We start from the raw sequence: 20111 nt of genomic DNA, 5'->3' as shown, positions 1-20111 counted from the left end.
AGCGGTTGAAACGGTTGTAGACGGTCGTGCAGGCATATCGTTCCGGAAGATCGCGCCAGGGTGCGCCGCTGCGCACAATCCAGAAGATCCCGTTCATTGCCCCCCGATCATCAACCCGCGGCACCCCACGCGGCTTGCTCGGCAGCAACGGTTGAGTGATCTGCCACCCGAAATCTGTAAGATCGTATCGCGCTATGACACAATCCCCTCTCCGGAAATTGAAGCACGTTCCCACCTAAATGGGATTCCCTTATGAGTACGAAGCCTAGATCTCGCGCATCTCACTCCCATCATTCTCGCCGAGCGGGTCCATATGTCGCGTGACGAGAGCGCGCTTTGGCTCACGATCTGTCATGATCCAGCCTATCTGCCATAACCGAATCTTTGGCATTCAGAGACGGGAACGCCGGAAACCACCGAAAGGCCTGATTTTCTGACTATCTCTGTTATGCGCGGCATTAACCTGCCGGCTAACCTCTGGAACTGCGCTACAATTCTTGGTTTCATCTATTGAGATATACACTCGTAGAGAGTGTGGCTGGGGGACTAGGATTCGAACCTAGACTGGCGGAGTCAGAGTCCGCTGTCCTACCGTTAGACGATCCCCCAACGCGGCCCGCGATCTTGGGGCGGGCGGCTGAAAGCGGGCGGAACATAATGCGCGGCGCGGGCGAGTTCAAGCTTTGTCTCGGGGATGCGCGGCAGGTCGCCTTGGGCCCTGGAACGGTCCCGCGTCCCCCTGAACTTTATCTCACGCACCGATCCATGTAGGATATGTGGCGACGATACCCGGCATGGGTCGCCCGGAGTGGCTGCGGTCGCTTTTTTCCGCGCTGTTTCAATGGGTTGACCCTCGGGGCAGAGGAGCATTACGCGTGAACGGTGCATTATCCGGGTCGCCGGCGCCCGCGCTTTGGCGCACGCGTGCGGCTAAGCCCGGTCAAATTATGGCCGCCTTGGACCTTGGCACCAATAACTGCCGCTTGCTCATCGCACGGCAGGGTGCTGCCGGCTATCAGGTGATCGATGCCTTTTCCCGCATCGTCCGGCTGGGCGAGGGAGTGTCGCAAAGCGGCCGGCTTTCGGCCGAGGCGATGGACCGCACCATCGAAGCCTTGAAGATCTGCGCCGCCAAGATGGAGCGCCGGGGCGTCAGCTTGGCACGCGCCGTGGCGACCGAGGCCTGCCGCCGGGCCGAGAATTGCGGCAGCTTCGTCGAACGCGTCCGTGACGAGGCCGGCATTCCGCTCGACATCATCTCGTCGGGCGAGGAAGCGGACCTGGCTTTCAGGGGCTGCACGCCGCTGCTCGACCGCAACATCGCCCATGCCATCGTCTTCGATATCGGCGGCGGCTCGACCGAGCTCGGCTGGCTGCGCCTGCGGCCGGGGCGCCCGCCGCAGATGGTCGCCTGGCATTCGATGCCCTTCGGTGTCGTCAGCCTGACCGAGGAATTCGGCGCCGAGGCGCCGCAGGACGAACCGGCAACCGCTTTCTATCGCCGCATGGTCGACAAGGTGGCGGCCGAACTCGATCCCTTCCGCCGCGCCATCGGTGCCGGCCGGCTGATCGGCGAAGGTGCCGTGCAGATGCTGGGCACCTCCGGCACGGTGACGACCTTGGCCGGCATCCAATTGGGTCTCGCGCGCTACGAGCGCAGCCTGGTCGACGGCTCCTACCTGCGCTTCGGCGATGTCGAGCGCATCAGCAACGATCTGGCCAAGCGCGATTGCGGCGGCCGCGCCACCTTGCCCTGCATCGGCATCGAACGCGCCGACCTGGTCCTTTCCGGCTGTGCCATCCTGTCGGCGATCTGCCGGCTGTGGCCGGTCGGCATCTTGCGCGTTGCCGATCGCGGTGTGCGCGAAGGCATCCTGATGAGCCTGATGACCGGGACCGCGCCCGACAGTGTCTATGGCAGTGTCTATGGCAATGCCTGCGGCGATGTCCCGGATCTGCGCCGCGCAGTGGCGCTGGATGTGCCCGACGCGGCGGTCGAACTGGTCCCGGTCAGCGAATTTTAGCGTTTCAGGAGTTCACCAACATGAAGGTCCAGCCCCATGCATAACAACCGGGGAAGTGGCGGCCGCGGCGGTTCGCGCGGCGGCGCGCGCGACGAAGGCGCGCTCACCGGGCGCGGGCTGAAGACGCGCGTGAAGACGGCGCATAAACGCTCCCTGTCCTCGACGCGCTGGCTCGACCGGCAGCTCAATGACCCTTACGTGGCCGAGGCGAAGAAGCGCGGCTACCGCTCGCGCGCCGCCTTCAAGATCCTGCAGCTCGATGAGAAGTTCCAGTTCTTCAAGATCGGCGGGCGCGTCGTCGATCTGGGGGCGGCCCCCGGCGGCTGGACCCAGGTCGCCGTCGACCGCGTGCACTCGGCCGACGGCCGCGGCAAGGTGATCGGCATCGATCTCCAGGCGGTCGAACCCATTCCCGGCGCCAGCATCATCCAGCTCGATTTCATGGACCCCACGGCGCCCGACAAGCTGAAAGCCCTGCTGCAGGGCGAGGCCGACGTGGTGCTCTCGGACATGGCGGCCTCTTCGACGGGGCATGCTCAGACCGACCATCTCAAGATCATCGGCCTGGCCGAAACCGCGCTTGCCTTTGCCTGCGAAGTGCTGGCACCCGGCGGCACCTTCATCGCCAAGGTGCTGCAGGGCGGCGCCACCAATCAGTTGCTCGCCCAGTTGAAGAAGCATTTCGCCAGCGTGAAGCATGTGAAGCCCGATGCCAGCCGCAAGGACTCAGCCGAGATCTACGTGGTGGCGCAAGGCTTCCGGAACTGACCGCCGGCGACACCGTTCCGCGTTCATGAGCATACCCCTTCTCATCGATACCGATCCCGGCGTGGACGATGCCGTCGCCATCTGGCTGGCCCTGGCGTCGCCGGAACTGGACGTCGTGGGACTGAGCGTCGTCTTCGGCAATGGCCATGCGGCGCCTTGCGCCGAGAATGCCGTCCGCATCCTCGACGCCGCCGGGCGCAGCCGCATTCCGGTCCATATCGGCGCCGATCGGCCGCTGACGCGCTCCTATGCGCGTCAGGGCTGGGGTGTCCATGGCGCAGACGGATTGGGCGGGATCGGCCTGGCTCCGGCCTCGCGCAAGCCGGACGGAATGGATGCCGTGGCCTGGATGGCGGAACGCCTCGAAGAGGCGGCTCCCTCCAGTCTCACGCTGGCGCCCATCGGCCCGCTCACCAACATCGCCCGCCTGCTCAGCGACTATCCGCAAGCCAAGGCCGGCATCAGGGAAATGGTCGTCATGGGCGGTGCCGCCACCCCCAATGGCGGCAACGCCACCGCGCATGCCGAGTATAATTTCTGGCTCGACCCGGAGGCGGCCGACATCGTCTGCCAAAGCGGCGTGCCGATGATTCTGGTGACGATCGAAACCGCGCGGCCGGTCAGCGCCACCCCGGCGCGCATCGCGCGCATCGAAGCCGCCGGCTCGAAAGTGGCGCGCCACGTGGCCGACCTGCTGCGCGCCTATGTTCATGAATCCAAGGCCGATGCCTTGTTCGATCCGCTGGTCGTGGCCTATCTGCTGCGCCCCGATCTGTTCGGCCGGTCCTATGCGCATTTCCGGGTCGAAAGCGGCACGTCGCCGCGCCTGGGTGCCCTCGCCTGGCGACCCGCCCAAGGCCCCACGCCGCATGTGCTGCTGCAAGCCCCTGATCCCGATACGATTTTCGATTTCCTCGCTGCGCGTTTCCGACATCTCCCCTAGGCGTGCGGCGCAGGCCCCAAACACTTGTGGGAATCCCCCCAATCTGTATGATGAGGCGCCAACCCATACCGCCCCTTAGAAACGGGGGGCGGTTTTTCATATCCGCAAGGTTGGTGCGATGCAGATCCGCGACGCTTTCACATTCGACGACGTTCTTCTCGAGCCCGCGCATTCCCAGGTGCTGCCGGCCCAGGCCAATACGGCGACACGGCTCACGAGCCGCATCAGCCTCCATATCCCCCTGCTCTCCTCCGCCATGGATACCGTGACGGAAGCCAGGATGGCGATCTGCATGGCCCAGAACGGGGCGATGGGCGTCATCCACAAGAATCTCGATATCGCCCGCCAGGCCGAGGAAGTGCGCCGCGTGAAGCGCTTCGAATCCGGCATGGTCGTCAATCCGCTCACCATCCATCCCGACCAGACCCTGGCCGACGCGCTGAACCTGATGGAGACGCATTCCATCTCCGGCATTCCGGTGGTCGAGCGCAACTCGGGCAAGCTCGCCGGCATCCTCACCAACCGCGACGTACGCTTTGCCTCCAAGCTCGACGAGACGGTCGCCAATCTGATGACCAAGGAACGCCTGGTCACCGTGAAGCCCGGCGTCGACCGCGAGGAAGCCAGGAAGCTGCTTCACCAATACCGCATCGAGAAACTGCTGGTGGTCGACGAAGCCTATCGCTGCATCGGCCTCATCACTGTGAAGGACATGGAAAAGGCCCAGGCCTATCCCCATGCCAGCAAGGACGAGAATGGGCGACTCCGCGTCGCCGCCGCCACCGGTGTGGGCGATGATGGCTTGCGCCGCGCCGAGGCTTTGCTCGAAGCCGGCGTCGACGTGGTCGTGGTCGATACCGCGCATGGCCATTCCGCCGGCGTGCTTTCCGCCGTCACCGCGGTGAAGCGCCTTTCCAACGAAGCCCAGGTGATCGCCGGCAATGTGGCGACCGCCGACGGTGCCCAGGCGCTCATCGATGCCGGCGCCGATGCGATCAAGATCGGCATCGGCCCGGGCTCGATCTGCACCACGCGCATCGTCGCGGGCGTCGGCGTGCCGCAGCTCACCGCCATCACCGACGCCGCCGAGCGCGCGCACAAGGCCGGCATTCCGGTCATCGCCGATGGCGGCATCAAATTCTCCGGCGACGTCGCCAAGGCCATTGCCGCCGGCGCCGATTGCTGCATGGTGGGCTCGCTGCTGGCCGGCACCGACGAGGCGCCGGGCGAAGTGTTCCTCCTCAACGGCCGCTCCTACAAATCCTATCGCGGCATGGGATCGCTGGGCGCCATGGCGCGGGGCTCCGCCGACCGATACTTCCAGGAGGAAGTGTCCGATAAGCTGAAGCTGGTGCCCGAGGGCATCGAAGGCCGCGTCGCCTACAAGGGTCCGGCGGGCACCGTGATCCACCAGCTGGTGGGCGGCCTCAAGGCGGCGATGGGCTATACCGGCAACGGCACCATCCCCGACATGCAGGCCAAGTGCCGCTTCGTGCGCATCACCAATGCCGGGCTCCAGGAGAGCCACGTGCACGATGTCCAGATCACCCGCGAAGCGCCGAACTACCGGCAGAATATGTAAGCAAAGACCTCGCTCTCGCTTAAATTTGTCATGGCCCGCTTCGGGCGGGCCATCCGCGAGTTTGAGAGCAACTGCAGAAAGCAACTCGTGGATACCCCGCCTAAAGCGAGGGATGACAGCGTTTTAAGGACTGACATTCATGACCCCCGGCGCCCGCATTCAGGCGGCTATCGATTTGCTGACCGAGATCCACGGCGGCAGCGCACCGGCCGACCGTACTTCGGCGGCGTTCTTCCGCAACCGGCGTTATATCGGCGGCTCGGACCGGCGCGCGATCCTCGACCATGCCTATGCGGTGCTACGCCAGATGGCCAAGCTCGACTGGTGGATCGGCGAGTTCCAATCCGAGCAGGGCCTGCCGCATCTCGAGCGCGCCCGCGTCATCGCCAAGCTCGCCCTCATCGACGGCTGGACCGCCGACAAGATCGCCGGCAGCTTCGATGGCGGCGACTATCGCCCCAAGCAGTTGAACCGTACAGAACGCAGCTTCGCCGGCTTCCTCGAAACCGCGGATTTCAAGGCCGGCGCGCAGCCCAAATGGGTGCGCTTCGAATATCCGGACTGGATCGAGAAGAGCCTGGCGAAGCGTTTCGGCCCCAATTTCGAGCAGGAGATGGCGGCCCAGATCGAAGAGGCCGCGACCGATCTCCGTGCCAATGCCTTGAAGGCCACGCGCGAACAGGCGCTTGAAGCTCTGCGTGCCGAGAATGTCAGTGCAGCACCCACCGCCCTGTCGCCGCTGGGCATCCGTGTCGAGGGCCGCCCGCCGATGGGGGCTTTGAAATGCTTCCAGGATGGCCTCATCGAGGTGCAGGACGAAGGCTCGCAGCTGGCGGCACTCCTGGTCGATGCAAGGCCCGGCCAGCGCGTGGTCGATTTCTGCGCTGGGGCCGGCGGCAAGACGCTGGCCATCGCCGCCGCCATGAAGAACAAGGGCAAGATCGTCGCCTGCGATACGCTGAAGGGCCGTGTGGAGCGCGCCGGCGACCGCCTGAAGCGCGCCGGTGCCTTCAACGTCGAAAGGAAGGGTCTGGAGAGCGAACGCGATCCCTGGGTCAAGCGCCATGCTGGCGGCTTCGACCGCGTGCTCGTCGATGCGCCCTGCTCCGGCACCGGCACCTGGCGCCGCAATCCGGACGCCAAATGGCGTTTGGAACGCGAAGACCTGCCGCGCCTCGTGGCACTCCAGGCTAGCATCCTCGATTCCGCGCAGCGTCTGGTGAAGCCGGCCGGACGCTTGGTCTACGCGACCTGCTCGCTGCTGAAGGAAGAGAATGACGACCAGGTCGATGCCTTCCTCAGGAGCCACCCCGATTTCACGCCGGTACCTGTCGCCGATGTCTGGCGCGAGGTGATCGGCACGGATTGTCCGGCCGATGGCCCGACTTTGTCACTCACACCATTGCGTCACGGCACCGACGGCTTTTTCGTCGCCATCATGGAGCGGAAAGCGGCTTCAGGCGGGACGCAGGGCGCGACCCAGGATGCGCCAGAGCCGGCCGTCGATACTGACGAGGCCTGAGGCGATCAGCGCCATGCCGGCGAGGTGATGGAGTTCCACCACCTCGCCCAAGAACAGCACGCCCAGCAGCAGCGCGCTCACCGGAATGAGCAGGGTCACCAATGAGAGATTGGTCGAACCCGCGCGCTTCAGGATGCGGAAAAAGATTACATAAGCGAGTGCCGTCGAGAGCAAAGCGAGGCCGGCGATGGCGGTCATCGCGCGGACACTCGGCATTTCCATCTGCCAGGGTCGATCCAGCAGCAGCACCGGCAGCAAGAGCAGGCATGAGCTGCCGGTGAGTTGGCCGCTCGCCACAACGAGCGGCGGCCGGTCACGGAAACGGCGCCCGAAGACGCCGGCAAAGCCGTATGAAAGCGCCGCGCCCAGCACGGCGAGTTCTGCCGCGATGTGATTTCCCGCCCCGGCCAGCACCTCACTGCCGATCATCACCGCGACCCCCGCCATGCCGGCCAGCACACCGATGACCTTCGGCCACCCTGCGCGCTCGTCGGCCGTAAAGAAATGCGCCACCAGCACGGTGAAGAGCGGCATCGTCGCATTGAGGATCGAAGCCAGACCTGCCCCGATCGCCTGCTGGCCCCAGAAAATGAGGCTGAAGGGAATGGCGTTGTTGAGAAGGCCCATGAAGAAGGCATCGCGCCAGAAGCCGTGATCGCGCGGCGCTGCGACACCCGTCACGATCCGTACAAAATGCAAGGTCAGCGCCGCCAGCACCACGCGGAACAGCGCCACGGTGAGCGGCGGCACTTCCGTCACCGCAATCTTGGCAAACAAAAACGACCCGCCCCAAAGCAGCGATAGAAAAATCAACAGTCCCCATTCCTGGGCGCCCATGCGCGGTGCGGTCATCGTCTTGATCCTTCATCGGCCGCGCAGAGATATGATCGAAGAGAAGCAACGGCGCTATCCGGAGATTGCTGCGGCACAACCCCTCACCCCCGCCCTCTCCCCGCAATCGCGGGGCGAGGGAGTTCCAGTGGGGTTCGCGCAAAGCCCCTCGCCCCATGAAATGGGGAGAGGGGTTGGGGTGAGGGGTGAGGCGTTCGCTCTCCAGCGCAGCTCACGCCGCCCGCGCCTGCCTTCTCTCCCTCACCAGCTCCGCCCACCTGCCGCCGACCGCGCGGCAGAATTCGTTGGCGTCGCTTGCATGCCGCTGAAATTCGCTGCGGGCGCGGTCGATGGCCTTGCGGCCTTCTTCTTCGCCCAGCTTGCCGATGATGACGTGATTGAAATTCTCGATCCAATTGCTGGCATGGTCGAGCGAGACCTCGAAATGGCATTGGAAACCATAGGCCGTGTCGCCATAGCGGAAGGCCTGGTTGGCGGTGGTGGCGCCCGTCATCAGGCGCACGGCGCCGTCGGGCAGGCCGAATGTGTCTTCATGCCATTGCATGATGTGCTGGCGTGGCGCGAGGCCGCCCAGCAGCCTGTCCTGCTGGCCTTCCGCCGTGATGTCGATCGGCAGAAAGCCATATTCGAAATGATCATTGACGCGCACGCGCGCCCCGAAGGTCCGTGCCAGGAGCTGGCCGCCGAGACAGAGGCCCAGCAGCGGCTTGCCCTGGTCGTGGAATTCGCCCAGCAGATCGCAGATCGATGCGAAGGCCGGATAGTCGGCATCGTTATGGGCATGCTGCGGTCCGCCCAGCACCACGGCGCCGTCGAATCCTTCCGTATTGTCCGGCAAGTCGCTGCCATGATGCGGCTCGACCGTCACCAGATCGGCGCCGGCCGCCTTGAGATGCTCGCCCAGGAGCGAGACATGGGAAGTGGGTTCGTTTTGAATGACCAGCACGCGCATCTTCTATCCCTCTTAGGCCCCTGTGTTCTTCTGCTCCTGTGTTCCCGGCGGATCATGCGGAAGCGAACGATTTCTGACAAGGGACGGGGGAATGCGCCCCACGCATGACGGCCCAGACCTGGGTGCGAGACCGGCGCGGCGGGGTCAATGCTGCAGATGCGCGCCCGGAAAAAAGCGGCGCAGCAGACCGCCATTGCGCCCGGCCAGCACCGAGCCCGCGTAGGCGAGACCCGCCATCAGCACGATGGCCGGGCCCGGCGGCAGGTCGAGATGATAGGAGCCGAGCAGGCCGATGAGTCCCGTGCAGAGCGCCAGGCCGCTGGAGAGCGCGATCATGCCGGCCACCGACTGCGCCCAGAAACGCGATGCGGCCGCGGGCAGGATCATGAACCCCACCGCCATCAGCGTGCCCAGGGCCTGAATGGCCGCCACCAGATTGAGCGCGATGAGGATGAGGAAGACCATATGCGCCGTGGCACCCTTGCCACCGACGGCGCGCAGGAACATCGGATCGAAACATTCCACCACCAGGGTGCGGTAGATGATGGCGAAGGCGATGAGCGACAGGATCGTCACCGCGGCCACCAGCATCAGTGCATCGCTTCCGATCGAGAGCAGCGATCCGAAGAGAATATGCAGCAGATCCCGCGTCGATCCGCGCAAGGAGACGATCAGCACGCCGCTGGCGAGCGAGACGAGATAGAGGGCGGCAAGGCTCGTATCCTCCTTGAGCGCGGTGAGGCGCGCCACCGCGCCGCTGAGCAGCGCCACGGCGAGGCACGCGACGAGGCCGCCGACACTCATCGCCCAGAGATCGAGCCCGAACAGGAAGAAGCCGATGGCCACACCGGGCAGGATGGCATGGGCCAGCGCATCGCCCATCAGGCTCATGCGCCGAAGCTGCAGGAAGACGCCCAGGGGTCCCGCCACCAGCGCCACCGCGATCACCGCCACCAATGCCCGGCGCATGAACGCGAAATCGACGAAAGGGGCAATCAGCAGGTCGGCCAGCATGGGATATCAGGCGGCACAGATGTCGGCGGCCTGCGACCAGCTGTCGGCCACGATGCGGGCGCTGGCGAGATGGTCCGGCGTCAGCACCGCCGACGTCTCGCCCCAGGCGATGGGTTCGCGCGCCAGCAGCAGGCAGTGCGGAAAATGCGCGCGCACGAAATCGAGATCGTGGAGCGCGGCCACGACCGTGCGCCCCTCGCCATGCCAGCCTTCGATGAGGCGCATGAGATCGGCGACGGTGCGCTGGTCGACCGCATTGAACGGCTCGTCGAGCAGGATGAGGGCCGCGTCGGCGGCGATGAGACGCGCGAACAGCACGCGCTGGAACTGCCCCACCGACAGGCTGGCGATCGGCCGCGCATCGAAACCGGCAAGACCCACTTGCGCGAGGGCGGCGGAAGAACTGGCCCGCATCGCCGGCGTCAGGCGGCCGAAGGCGCCGATGCGCCGCCAATGACCAAGGTCGACCACCTCGCGCACCGACATGGGAAAACTGCGATCGACATCGGTAACCTGCGGCAGGAAGGCAAGGTTGCCCCGCGCCGGGACATCGATATGGCCGCCACTCAGCGGCAGCAGCCCGACAATGGCCTTCAGAAGCGTGCTCTTGCCGGCGCCGTTGGGCCCGACCAGCGCCGTGAGGCTGCCCTTGGCGAAACTGCCGCTTAAATGATGGACCGCCGGATGGCGCTGATAGGCGATGGTGACATTGTCGAGCGCAATCGCGGCATCGGCATCCTTGGAACCGTGGAAATGCCCGGATGCCTTGGGAGCATGATCATGTGCATGCGCGTGATCCATGGGCAGGCCCGTCAGGCGAGCGCCCAGCGCAGCAGGGCCAGCAGCGCCAGGCCAAGGGCCGTCGCCAGGACCAGTCTTTGTGTCATGCTCATGCCGAAAGCCATCTGGCGCTCCCAAATCCCGGCCGGACCGGCCAGGGGAGGTTTGTTATAACATAACGAGCGCAGCCGGCCAGCCGGGAATGGCTCCGGCCAAACGACTGATGTAAAAAGCGTTTTTGTATTTGTTTCACGTGAAACATTTCAAGAACATATAGGTGGCGCAACCAATTGCATGCCGTGGCATTGGCTTCCTGCCCGCTGCGTGAAGCGGCGCGGCTGCCCAAACTTTAGGCGATGCGCTGGCCGTCCGGCGGAGCATCGCCGGGTTTTCCGCCAAGGAATCCAGGATGGTCGCGGAAGGAAGACCGTGGCACGGTCCTTGCTGTTCCAAGGTGCAAGCGGCCCGGCGCCCCACATGCCGGCGCCGGCAAGAAGCGTTTTTTTGGGAGCACACATGGCCTTCGACGAGATGCGGCTGGATGACGGCGGGGTCCGTGCGCCCTATCTCGAGGTGGCGAACTGGCTGGAGGGCGTCACCTCCGCCCAGTTGGAGCGTCGGCGTGCCGAGGCCGAACTTTTCTACCGCCGCGGCGGTATCACCTTCGCCGTCTATGGCGACGCGCAGGGCGAAGAGCGCATCATCCCCTATGACATCATCCCGCGTATCCTCTCCGCTACCGAATGGGCCAGGCTCAAGGCCGGGCTCGAGCAGCGCATCAAGGCGCTCAACCTCTACCTCGCCGACATCTATGGGCCCCGCGAGATTCTGAAGGCCGGCATCATCCCCCCCGATCTGGTCTGGCGCAATCCCGCCTACCGGCCGGAGATGGCGGGCCTCGCCGCACCACACGGCATCTATATCCACATCGCCGGCATCGACATCGTGCGCGTCGACGGTGACGATTTTTATGTGCTGGAAGACAATGCCCGCACGCCCTCCGGCGTCTCCTACATGCTGGGCGGGCGCGAGATATCGATCCGCTTGATGCCGGAACTTTATGCGGCCCACCGCGTCGCCCCGGTCGAGAACTATCCCAACGAATTGCTGGCGACCCTGCAATCGGCGGCACCCCGCAATGCGACCAGGGATCCGACCGCCGTCCTGCTCACCCCCGGCCAGTTCAACTCGGCCTACTATGAACATTCGTTCCTGGCCGACAAGATGGGCATCGAACTCGTCGAGGGCAGCGATCTCTTCGTGCGCGACAGCATCGTCTTCATGCGCACGACCGAGGGGCCCAAGCGCGTCGACATCATCTATCGCCGCGTCGACGACGCCTATATCGACCCGCTGGTGTTCGACCCCAACTCGATGCTGGGTGTCCCTGGCCTCTTTGCATCTTATGCCGCCGGCAATGTGACGCTCGCCAATGCGGTGGGAACCGGCGCCGTCGACGACAAGGTCGTCTATTCCTATGTACCCGACATGGTGCGCTTCTACCTGGGCGAGGAACCGCTGCTCAAGAACGTGCCGACCTGGCGCTGCCGCGATCCCGAACATCTATCATACGTGCTCGACCATCTTGCCGAACTGGTGGTGAAGGAAGTGCACGGTTCCGGCGGTTACGGCATGCTGGTGGGACCGCATGCGACGGGCGCCGACATCGCCCTCTTCCGCGAGCGCCTCAAGGCCGATCCGGCCAATTACGTGGCGCAGCCGACCTTGTCGCTCTCCACCTGCCCCGCCTTCGTCGACAATGGCATAGCACCGCGCCATGTGGATCTCAGGCCCTTCATCCTCACCGGCGCCGACGGCATCCGCATCGTGCCCGGCGGCCTCACCCGCGTCGCCTTGCGCGAAGGCTCGCTGGTGGTGAATTCCAGCCAGGGCGGCGGCACGAAAGACACCTGGGTCGTGGAAGAATGACATGCTGAGCCGCACCGCCGATTCCCTCTACTGGCTGTCGCGTTATGTCGAGCGGGCCGACTACCTGGCCCGCGTGCTGGAAGCGGCGAGCAGGCTTTCCGCTCTGCCCAAGGCCTATGGCAGCGGCACCAACGAATGGGAGAGCGCCCTGGCGACCGCCGGCTGCGGCGACCTCTTCCACCGTTTCCACGACGAGACGGATGCCGCCAACGTCATCCACTTTCTGGCCTTTTCCGAGGACAATCCCTCGTCCATCAAGCGCTGCCTGGAAGTGGCCCGCACCAATGCCCGTGCCGTGCGCACCGCGATCACCATGGAAATGTGGCAGGCCATCAACGGTGCCTGGCTGGAACTGCCGCAGATGGCGGCCAGGGCCACGGATCCCGACAGTCTGATGGATTTCCTCGACTGGGTGAAGGAAATCTCGCTGCGCTTCGACGGATCGGGCTACCGCACCATGCTGAGGAACGATGCCTATTGGTTCGCGCGCCTCGGCATCTTCATCGAACGCGCCGACAATACGGCGCGCATCCTCGACGTCAAATATCATGTGCTGCTGCCGGAACACGCCGCCGTGGGTGGCGGCATCGACTATTCGCAATGGGCCGCTATCCTGCGCGCCGTTTCGGCACTCACCTCCTATCACTGGGTCTATCGGCAGGGGCTGCAGCCCTGGCTCATCGCCGACCTCCTCATCCTCAATCAGCAGATGCCGCGCTCGCTCGCTTCCTGCTACGGCGCCATCGTCGCCAATCTGGAACGCCTCAGCAGTGCCTATGGACGGCACGGCGAAGCGCAGCGCCTGGCTCGCGCCATCCATGTGCAGCTCGAGAACAGCCGCATCGAGCAGATCTTCCAGGGGGGCCTGCATGAATTCATCACCGGCTTCACCGCCAACAACAACCGTCTGGGCGCCGCCGTCGCCGCGCAATATCTGGGTTGAGGGCCCGATGCTGATCCATGTGCGCCACCGCACCCGCTACATCTACGACCATCCGGTGCATTCGATGATCCAGGCCCTGCGCCTTTCCCCACGCAATCACGAGGGCCAGTATGTGCGGCGCTGGCAGATCGACCTCGACCAGGAGGGCACATTGCGCCCGGGCGAGGATTCCTTTGGCAACGTCCTCCACATGCTCTCCCTCGACGGGCCGCTCACCAGCCTCTCTATCACGGTCGAGGGCGAGGTCGAGATGCTGGATACCAACGGCATCGTGCGCGGCGCCCTGGAGAAATTCCCCGCCGAGCTCTATCTGCGCGACACGCCGCTCACCCAGGTCGATGCCGAAATCGCCGCCTTCGCCCGTGGCATTGCCGCCAAAGCCGGCGGCAGCGAGTTGAAGATTCTGCACGGGCTGCTGGCCGGCATCCATGGCGAGATCAATTTCGACACCGAGCAGACCGACACGGCCACGACCGCAGCGGATGCCTTCCGCCTGAAGCATGGCGTCTGCCAGGATTTGAGCCACGTCTTCATTTCCGCCGCGCGGCATCTGGGCATTCCGGCGCGCTATGTCGGCGGCTATCTCATGCGCTCGGACGACAATATCCACCAGGAAGCGGGCCATGCCTGGACCGAAGCCTATGTGGCGGGCCTGGGTTGGGTGGGCTTCGACCCGGCGAACGGCATCTGCCCCACGGAGGCGCATATCCGCGTCTCCACCGGGCTCGATTATCTCGGCGCCTCCCCCATCCGCGGCGCGCGTCTCGGCGGCCAGTCGGAACGGATGGAAGTCGAAGTGACCGTCGCCGATTCCTATCAGAACGACCCCGCCCAGCAGACCCGCTGGCAGCAACCGGCCGCCGCGATCGAACAAGCCAGCCAGCAACTCCAGGCGTGAGCCCTCTCTCCCACCCTCCCCCGCGTTGGGGAGAGGGAGGCAGCGATTGGCAAGCCTCACCCGCGCGGTCTATAACGGGAACCCGCACCCCCGGAGGGGCATTGGACAAGAACCCGGCGACGGACCCTGAGACGGCCAACATGACCTATTGCGTTGGATTGAAGCTGCGCGGCGGCTTGGTGATGATCTCCGACACCCGGACCAATGCCGGAATCGACAATATTTCCTGCTTCCGCAAGCTGCACCTCTTCGGCACGCCCGGCAAACGCTGCATGGCCATTGCGAGTTCGGGCAATCTTTCCATCACGCAATCGGTCATCTCGTTACTGACCGAGGGGCTGCCCGATGCGGAGACCGGCCGGAAGCGCACGCTGGATACGGTCCCTTCCATGTTCAAGGCGGCACAATTGGTGGGCGAGGCCGTGCGCGAGGTCTACCGCACCGACGGGCCCAGCCTGGAACAGCATCAGGCGGGTTTCGACGTGGCGCTGCTGCTGGGCGGCCAGATCGAAGGCCGGCGCATGCGCCTCTTCATGATCTATTCGGCCGGCAATTTCATCGAAGCGACCGGCGACACGCCTTATCTGCAGATCGGCGAGCACAAATATGGGAAGCCCATCCTGGACCGTGCCGTCACCTTCGAGACCGATCTTTACGAGGGGCTGAAGCTCGGCCTCCTCTCCATGGATTCGACCATGCGCTCGAATCTCGCCGTCGGGCTTCCGCTCGACGTCCTGGTACTGCCGATAAATGCCTGCGCACCGGAGCTGCTGCACCGTATCCATCACGGCGATCATTATTTCGAGGAACTGAGCCGGCGCTGGTCGGAAGCGTTGCGCGCCAGCCATCAGGCCATCGCCCAGCCGCCCTATAAGGGCGTGACCGGGGCCGCGGCCTTTGCCAGCCAGCCCAAGCCCGCGAAGAAGCGCGCAGCACCCAGGCGCAAGCGCAAATAAATGCGCCACGCGGCCTTTCAGCAGGCCGCTCAATCCGCTGCAGCCGGAAGGGGGCGATTCCGGTGCGTTTCCGGCGTCTTCCGGACCCCTCAACGGCCTGGTCCACGACCTCGTTTCGGCCCATAACAAAGCCGCCCTCGACCCGCAGGGGCGCTTTAACCCTGGAAAGGTTCCTTAATAATCGCCAAGCTAGGCTGAAAGCCGCTGAAGCCGATCGGGGGACGTCATGAGTGCCTATGATGCACCGTTGAAGGATATCCTGTTCATGCTGGAGGAGATCGCGGGCCTGCCCGGGATCGCGCGCTTGCCCGGTTACGAGGAAGCGGGGCCGGAAACGGTCGCGGCGATCTTCGAGGCGGCGGGAATCTTCTCAGGCGAGGTGCTGGCGCCCATCAACAGGAACGGCGACAAGGGCTGCACCTTCAAGGACGGCAAGGTCACGACGCCGGAAGGCTATCGCGACGCCTATCGGCGCTTCGTCGCGGATGGCTGGAATGCGGTGGCCTTCGACCCCGAATATGGCGGGCAGGGCATGCCCTGGGCGATCACCACGGCGCTGCAGGAAATCTGGAACGGCGGCAGCGTCGCCTTTGCCGCCTGCCCGATGCTCACGCAAGCCGCAGTCGAGGCACTCTATCACCACGGCACCGAGGTGCAGAAGAAAAAATACCTCCCCAAGCTGGTAAGCGGCGAATGGACCGGCACCATGAACCTGACCGAGCCGCAGGCCGGCACCGATCTCGGCGCCATCCGCACGCGCGCCGAAGATGACGGGAAAGGCTCCTATCTGCTCAAGGGGCAGAAGATATTCATCACCCATGGCGAGCATGATTTCGTGCCCAACATCATTCATATGGTGCTGGCGCGCCATCCCGGCGGCCCCGCCGGACATAAGGGCCTGTCGCTGTTCGTGGCGCCGAAATTCCTGGTGAACGAGGATGGCAGCCTGGGTGCCCGCAACGACATTGCCTGCCTTTCCATCGAACACAAACTGGGCCTGCATGGCTCACCCACCTGCGTCATGGCCTATGGCGAGAAGACCGGCGCCGTGGCCGAACTGGTTGGCGAACCGCTGCAGGGCCTGCCGCATATGTTCACCATGATGAACAATGCGCGCCTGACCGTGGGCGTCCAGGGCATCGGCGTCGCCGAGCGCGCGACGCAGCATGCGAGCGCCTATGCGCGCCAGCGCGTGCAATCGGCCGTGGCGGGTGCGCCGGCAGGTGTCACCCTGCCGATCCTGCATCATCCGGACGTGCGCCGGAACCTCGCCACCATGCGGGCGCTGACGCAAGGGGCGAGGGCCTTGGCCCTCTTCACCGCCGGCGCCCTAGACCGCGCCAAGCGCCATCCCGACAAGGCCGAGGCTGAACGCGCGCAAGGCCTGGTCGATCTGATGATCCCGATCGTCAAGGCCTGGAGCACCGACCAGGGCATTCGCGTGAGTTCGCTGGGCGTCCAGGTGCATGGCGGCGCCGGCTATATCGAGGAGACGGGTGCGGCACAGCATTACCGCGACGCCCGCATCTTCGCGATCTATGAAGGCACCAACGGCATCCAGGCCATCGATCTGGTCGGGCGCAAGATCCAGCGCGACGAAGGCCGCGCCATGCGGGCGCTGATCGAATTGATGACGGCGAATCTGGCCGAGTTCGGCGTCGCGGGCGAGGATCTGCCGGCCCTGCATGACCGATTGATGCCGGCGCTGCAGCGCCTGGGTTCCGGCACCGACTATATCCTGATGGCCGGCAGGACCGACCCAGACCTGGCCCTGGCGGTGGCGCAACCCTATCTCAATCTGTGCGGCACGATCGTCGCCGGCTGGCTGCTGGCGAAAGCGGCACTGGCCGCCAGCCGGCGCCTCGCCGCGGACGATGGCGATGCTGACTTCCTCAAAGGCAAAATCGCCATGGCGCGCTTCTACGCCGACAATATCCTGGCCGAAAGCGCCGGCCATCTGGCGCAGATCACTGGTGGGGCGAAGACTCTGCTCGACATCGACCCGGAGCGGTTGTGAGTTTTCTGCCTCGTACCGCCCTTACCCCTCCAGCACCAGCAAATCGGCCGGCGAGAAGGTGACGGTCGCTACGGTGCCGCGTTCGGGCGGGGTGATGCCGGGATTGTTGAAGGTGTCGAGCGACACGAGATTGTCGCCGAGGCGCACCTTGATGCGCACGACGGAACCGAGGAAGGCCACTTCCTCGATGGCCCCCCGCAGGCGGTTGCGTTCGGCGAGGTCGGCATTGTTGGTCACCGCGCCCTGGCCGCCGAAGCCTTCCAGCCGCGCCGCTTCCGGACGCAGGGAGACGGTGCAGGGTTCGCCCGCCTTGGCTTGCGGGAAACCCTGCCCGGCCACGATCTTCTGGCCGCCGACATCGAGCACGCCCGAAGCCGCATCCACCACGGTCCCATTGAGGACGCTGAGGGTGCCCACGAAATTGGCGACGAAGCGGGTCTTGGGATGGTTATAGATTTCGAACGGCACCCCCACCTGGTCGACGCGGCCCTCGTTCATGACCACGATACGGTCCGACATGGAAAGCGCTTCTTCCTGGTCGTGCGTCACATAGATGGTGGTGATGCCGAGCTTACGCTGCAGTGAGCGGATTTCCTCGCGCAAGGAGACGCGGATCTTGGCATCGAGCGCCGACAAGGGTTCGTCGAGCAGCAGAACCTGTGGCTTCACGGCCAGAGCCCGCGCCAGCGCCACGCGCTGCTGCTGGCCGCCGGAGAGCTGGTAGGGATAACGGGCGCCAAGATGCGGCAGCTTGATGATGTTCAGCATTTCCTCGACGCGCGGCCCGATCTCCGCCGCCTGCCATTTGGCGACCTTGAGGCCGAAGGCGACGTTCTCCGCCACCGTCATGTTGGGAAAGAGGGCGTAGGATTGGAACACCATGCCGACATTGCGCTGGTTCGGCCTGAGATGCGTGATGTCCTTGCCTTCGATTCTGATCGTGCCGGCGCTGGGCAGTTCGAAACCCGCGACCATGCGCAGCGTCGTCGTCTTGCCGCAGCCGGACGGCCCGAGGAACGAGACGAATTCGCCGCGCTCGACCGAGAGGTCGAAATTCTGCACGACGACATTCTGATTGAAGGCCTTGCGGACCTGGTTGAGTTCGAGAAACGCCATGACTTTACCTCTGCTAACCGCACGCTGCCCTCAGGGCGCGTGCTTCGTCTGTTTTGCGCGGCCGAAAACGTTGATGAGGCCCATGCACGCCCAGGTAAGGACGAAGGCCATCACCGCGAGGGCCGATGGTTCGTAGGCGCGGTTGGCGCCGATAAGCTGCAGATAGGGACCGAAGGCCGGCCGGTTGAGGAGGCTCGCCATGGTGAATTCGCCGATGACGATGGCGAAGGTGAGAAACGCACCGGAGAGAATGGCGCTCCGCACATTGGGCAGGATGACCTTGAAGAGGATGGTCGTCCAGCCGGCCCCGAGATTCTCCGCCGCTTCCGTCAGGGTGCGGACATCGATGGCGCGCAGGCCCGTATCGACGGCCCGGTACATATAGGGAAGCGCCAGCGTGGCGTAGGAAAAGGCCAGCAGCAGATCGGTCGACCAGACCTGGGCGGTCAGCGGGATGAGCGAAGAGCTGTTGTAGAGGCGCAGATAGCCAAAGACGATGACGATGGCCGGAATCACCAGCGGCAGCAGCGTGATGAATTCGACGACCGGACGCAGCCTGCGGAGGCGCAATTGCACCCAATAGGCCGTCGGCACCACCAGCAGCACACCGATGACGATGGTGGCCAGCGCCATGATGGAGGAATAGAGGAAGGAATCCTGGAAGTTCGAATCAGCAAAGACCGAGCGATAGGCATCGAAGCTGTACTCGCCACGACGCATGCGCAGGCTGAATTCGAACGTGCCCACCAGCGGCACGACGAAATAGAGCGTGCCGACGGCGAGGGCGATCCAGGAACCGAGACGCGATTGCTTCATTGCGGCCACCTTTCCCGCTGCATCATCGCAGCCACCGTTCACTGCGGCCGCGCAGCCAGATATAGGCGCCGTTGGTAAGCCCGGTCACGAAGATCATGCCGAGCGCCAGGGCATAGCCGAGATTGGGGTTGTGCAGCACATCGCCGCGGATCTGCGCATAGAGCAGGATGGTGATGATGTTGAGCGAGCTGCCGGTCAGCGCATAGGCCGTGGCGATGGCGCCGAAGGCATTGGCGAAGAGCAGCAGCGTGCAGCCCAGAATGCTGGGCCACAGGATCGGGAAAGCGACATGCAGCCAATATTGGAACACGCTGGCGCCCAGAATTTCCGACGCTTCGCGCCATTCGCGCTTCAGCCCGTCAAGGGCCGGCGTGAGGATAAGGACCATCAGCGGGATCTGGAAATAGAGATAGGTGAGCGTCAGGCCCCAGAAGGAAAGCAGGTTGAAGCCGGTCGAATAGAGATTGAAGTCGAAGAACTTCACCAGCAGCACGGTGACGAGGCCGGTGCGGCCCAGGGTCGCCAGGAAGGCGAAAGCGAGCGGCAGGCCGGCGAAATTGGAAGCGACGCCCGAGAAGGTCATCAAGGTCGGGCGGATCCAGCCGGGCAGGCCGCCCATGACCACCGCGTAAGCCAAGCCGAAGCCGATGACGGCACCGACGATGGCCGAGGCCCCGCTCACCTTGATGCTGATCCAATAGGCGTTCATGATCGAAGGCTGGAACAGGTCGAAGAGGTTCTGCAGCGTGAAATTGCCGTCCGGGTCCTGGAAGCCGCCGACGATGAGATAGAGCGTCGGCAGGATGAGGAACATGAGGGCGAAGAGCAGGAAGGGCGCCACGCCCACCCAGGCCCAGGTCGCCTGCATGAATTGAAGCCGCGCCACCCCTGGGGGCGCGGCCGATGTGTCGTGCAACTGTGTCATCTTCCCCAATGTACCCGATGGTGCAGCGGATGGCGGGAGCGGCATTCGCCGCGCGGCCCCGCCCTTAACTCCAA

The 20111-nt window shown here is 64.6% G+C and carries 18 protein-coding genes and 1 tRNA gene; 10 read left to right on the top strand and 9 right to left on the bottom strand.

The annotated features are described in order from the left end of the window. Both ACE3TY_RS11860 and ACE3TY_RS11855 read right to left on the bottom strand, forming a co-directional pair. Positions 1 to 196: transposase (locus ACE3TY_RS11860; protein WP_374653248.1), on the bottom strand; the 196-nt coding region annotated here is incomplete at its 3' end. A 339-nt stretch (positions 197 to 535) separates the two neighbouring features. Continuing rightward, positions 536 to 609 (bottom strand) — tRNA-Gln (locus ACE3TY_RS11855). 338 nt (positions 610 to 947) lie between these two features. Between ACE3TY_RS11855 and ACE3TY_RS11850 the strand changes: the two genes are divergently transcribed. From ACE3TY_RS11850 to ACE3TY_RS11830, 5 genes are all read left to right on the top strand, one after another. Beyond that, positions 948 to 2024 (top strand): Ppx/GppA family phosphatase, encoded by a 1077-nt coding sequence (locus tag ACE3TY_RS11850; RefSeq protein ID WP_374653244.1) that lies wholly within the window; start codon positions 948 to 950, stop codon positions 2022 to 2024. Between the two features lie 36 nt (positions 2025 to 2060). Continuing rightward, complete coding sequence (locus ACE3TY_RS11845; RefSeq protein ID WP_374653243.1) at positions 2061 to 2792, top strand: RlmE family RNA methyltransferase; 732 nt, start codon at positions 2061 to 2063, stop codon at positions 2790 to 2792. A gap of 25 nt (positions 2793 to 2817) precedes the next feature. Then, positions 2818 to 3735 (top strand): nucleoside hydrolase, encoded by a 918-nt coding sequence (locus ACE3TY_RS11840; protein ID WP_374653242.1) that lies wholly within the window; start codon positions 2818 to 2820, stop codon positions 3733 to 3735. A gap of 118 nt (positions 3736 to 3853) precedes the next feature. After that, positions 3854 to 5317 carry an IMP dehydrogenase gene (gene guaB, locus ACE3TY_RS11835; RefSeq protein WP_374653241.1) on the top strand — a complete coding sequence of 488 codons (1464 nt, stop codon included), beginning with the start codon at positions 3854 to 3856 and terminating at the stop codon, positions 5315 to 5317. A 139-nt stretch (positions 5318 to 5456) separates the two neighbouring features. Continuing rightward, on the top strand, positions 5457 to 6839 hold the full coding sequence (locus ACE3TY_RS11830; RefSeq protein WP_374653240.1) for an RsmB/NOP family class I SAM-dependent RNA methyltransferase: 1383 nt from the start codon (positions 5457 to 5459) through the stop codon (positions 6837 to 6839). Here the strand turns inward: ACE3TY_RS11830 and ACE3TY_RS11825 are convergent. The 4 genes from ACE3TY_RS11825 to ACE3TY_RS11810 form a co-directional block, all read right to left on the bottom strand. Beyond that, positions 6774 to 7691 (bottom strand): DMT family transporter, encoded by a 918-nt coding sequence (locus tag ACE3TY_RS11825; protein ID WP_374653239.1) that lies wholly within the window; start codon positions 7689 to 7691, stop codon positions 6774 to 6776. The two genes, ACE3TY_RS11830 and ACE3TY_RS11825, sit on opposite strands and share 66 nt — an antisense overlap. 211 nt (positions 7692 to 7902) lie before the next feature. After that, the gene (locus ACE3TY_RS11820; protein ID WP_374653238.1) at positions 7903 to 8637 is read right to left on the bottom strand and encodes a type 1 glutamine amidotransferase; all 735 of its coding nucleotides are present in this window, start codon (positions 8635 to 8637) and stop codon (positions 7903 to 7905) included. 150 nt (positions 8638 to 8787) lie between these two features. Beyond that, on the bottom strand, positions 8788 to 9657 hold the full coding sequence (locus ACE3TY_RS11815; protein ID WP_374653237.1) for a metal ABC transporter permease: 870 nt from the start codon (positions 9655 to 9657) through the stop codon (positions 8788 to 8790). A gap of 6 nt (positions 9658 to 9663) precedes the next feature. Beyond that, positions 9664 to 10458: a metal ABC transporter ATP-binding protein gene (locus ACE3TY_RS11810; RefSeq protein WP_374653236.1), complete on the bottom strand. Its 795-nt coding sequence runs from the start codon at positions 10456 to 10458 to the stop codon at positions 9664 to 9666. Positions 10459 to 10953: 495 nt separating this feature from the next. Here ACE3TY_RS11810 and ACE3TY_RS11805 point away from each other — a divergent pair, with 495 nt between their 5' ends. From ACE3TY_RS11805 to ACE3TY_RS11785, 5 genes are all read left to right on the top strand, one after another. Beyond that, complete coding sequence (locus ACE3TY_RS11805) at positions 10954 to 12366, top strand: circularly permuted type 2 ATP-grasp protein (RefSeq protein WP_374653235.1); 1413 nt, start codon at positions 10954 to 10956, stop codon at positions 12364 to 12366. A 1-nt stretch (position 12367) separates the two neighbouring features. Continuing rightward, a complete protein-coding gene (locus ACE3TY_RS11800) occupies positions 12368 to 13309 on the top strand; it encodes an alpha-E domain-containing protein (RefSeq protein WP_374653234.1) in 942 nt (313 codons plus the stop codon). After that, entirely contained in the window at positions 13236 to 14207 is a 972-nt protein-coding gene (locus ACE3TY_RS11795; protein WP_374653233.1) for a transglutaminase domain-containing protein, read from the top strand. The genes ACE3TY_RS11800 and ACE3TY_RS11795 overlap by 74 nt, the downstream gene beginning before the upstream one ends. 101 nt (positions 14208 to 14308) lie before the next feature. Beyond that, complete coding sequence (locus ACE3TY_RS11790) at positions 14309 to 15163, top strand: peptidase (protein WP_374653232.1); 855 nt, start codon at positions 14309 to 14311, stop codon at positions 15161 to 15163. Between the two features lie 226 nt (positions 15164 to 15389). Further along, positions 15390 to 17180 (top strand): acyl-CoA dehydrogenase, encoded by a 1791-nt coding sequence (locus tag ACE3TY_RS11785; protein ID WP_374653231.1) that lies wholly within the window; start codon positions 15390 to 15392, stop codon positions 17178 to 17180. Between the two features lie 21 nt (positions 17181 to 17201). Here the strand turns inward: ACE3TY_RS11785 and ACE3TY_RS11780 are convergent, their stop codons facing one another. From ACE3TY_RS11780 to ACE3TY_RS11770, 3 genes are read right to left on the bottom strand one after another with little or no spacing between them, the layout of a single operon-like run. Continuing rightward, the gene (locus ACE3TY_RS11780) at positions 17202 to 18296 is read right to left on the bottom strand and encodes an ABC transporter ATP-binding protein (RefSeq protein ID WP_374653230.1); all 1095 of its coding nucleotides are present in this window, start codon (positions 18294 to 18296) and stop codon (positions 17202 to 17204) included. Between the two features lie 30 nt (positions 18297 to 18326). Continuing rightward, positions 18327 to 19112: an ABC transporter permease gene (locus ACE3TY_RS11775; RefSeq protein WP_374653229.1), complete on the bottom strand. Its 786-nt coding sequence runs from the start codon at positions 19110 to 19112 to the stop codon at positions 18327 to 18329. A gap of 22 nt (positions 19113 to 19134) precedes the next feature. Further along, entirely contained in the window at positions 19135 to 19980 is an 846-nt protein-coding gene (locus tag ACE3TY_RS11770) for an ABC transporter permease (RefSeq protein ID WP_374653228.1), read from the bottom strand. Between the last annotated feature and the right edge of the window lie 131 nt (positions 19981 to 20111).

The sequence above is a fragment of the Dongia sp. genome (assembly GCF_041918875.1).
Taxonomy (GTDB): Bacteria; Pseudomonadota; Alphaproteobacteria; order Dongiales; family Dongiaceae; genus Dongia.
Note: the sequence above shows the minus strand (reverse complement) of the source record. Positions and strands in the feature narration are given on the sequence as shown.

Excerpts from the sequence above, each read along its gene's own strand:
- ACE3TY_RS11850 (WP_374653244.1), top strand. The coding sequence starts at position 948 with ATGGCCGCCTTGGACCTTGGCACCAATAACTGCCGCTTGCTCATCGCA.
- ACE3TY_RS11845 (WP_374653243.1), top strand. The coding sequence starts at position 2,061 with ATGCATAACAACCGGGGAAGTGGCGGCCGCGGCGGTTCGCGCGGCGGC.
- ACE3TY_RS11840 (WP_374653242.1), top strand. The coding sequence starts at position 2,818 with ATGAGCATACCCCTTCTCATCGATACCGATCCCGGCGTGGACGATGCC.
- guaB (WP_374653241.1), top strand. The coding sequence starts at position 3,854 with ATGCAGATCCGCGACGCTTTCACATTCGACGACGTTCTTCTCGAGCCC.
- ACE3TY_RS11830 (WP_374653240.1), top strand. The coding sequence starts at position 5,457 with ATGACCCCCGGCGCCCGCATTCAGGCGGCTATCGATTTGCTGACCGAG.
- ACE3TY_RS11825 (WP_374653239.1), bottom strand. The coding sequence starts at position 7,691 with ATGACCGCACCGCGCATGGGCGCCCAGGAATGGGGACTGTTGATTTTT.
- ACE3TY_RS11815 (WP_374653237.1), bottom strand. The coding sequence starts at position 9,657 with ATGCTGGCCGACCTGCTGATTGCCCCTTTCGTCGATTTCGCGTTCATG.
- ACE3TY_RS11810 (WP_374653236.1), bottom strand. The coding sequence starts at position 10,458 with ATGGATCACGCGCATGCACATGATCATGCTCCCAAGGCATCCGGGCAT.
- ACE3TY_RS11805 (WP_374653235.1), top strand. The coding sequence starts at position 10,954 with ATGGCCTTCGACGAGATGCGGCTGGATGACGGCGGGGTCCGTGCGCCC.
- ACE3TY_RS11800 (WP_374653234.1), top strand. The coding sequence starts at position 12,368 with ATGCTGAGCCGCACCGCCGATTCCCTCTACTGGCTGTCGCGTTATGTC.
- ACE3TY_RS11795 (WP_374653233.1), top strand. The coding sequence starts at position 13,236 with ATGAATTCATCACCGGCTTCACCGCCAACAACAACCGTCTGGGCGCCG.
- ACE3TY_RS11785 (WP_374653231.1), top strand. The coding sequence starts at position 15,390 with ATGAGTGCCTATGATGCACCGTTGAAGGATATCCTGTTCATGCTGGAG.
- ACE3TY_RS11780 (WP_374653230.1), bottom strand. The coding sequence starts at position 18,296 with ATGGCGTTTCTCGAACTCAACCAGGTCCGCAAGGCCTTCAATCAGAAT.
- ACE3TY_RS11775 (WP_374653229.1), bottom strand. The coding sequence starts at position 19,112 with ATGAAGCAATCGCGTCTCGGTTCCTGGATCGCCCTCGCCGTCGGCACG.
- ACE3TY_RS11770 (WP_374653228.1), bottom strand. The coding sequence starts at position 19,980 with ATGCAGGCGACCTGGGCCTGGGTGGGCGTGGCGCCCTTCCTGCTCTTC.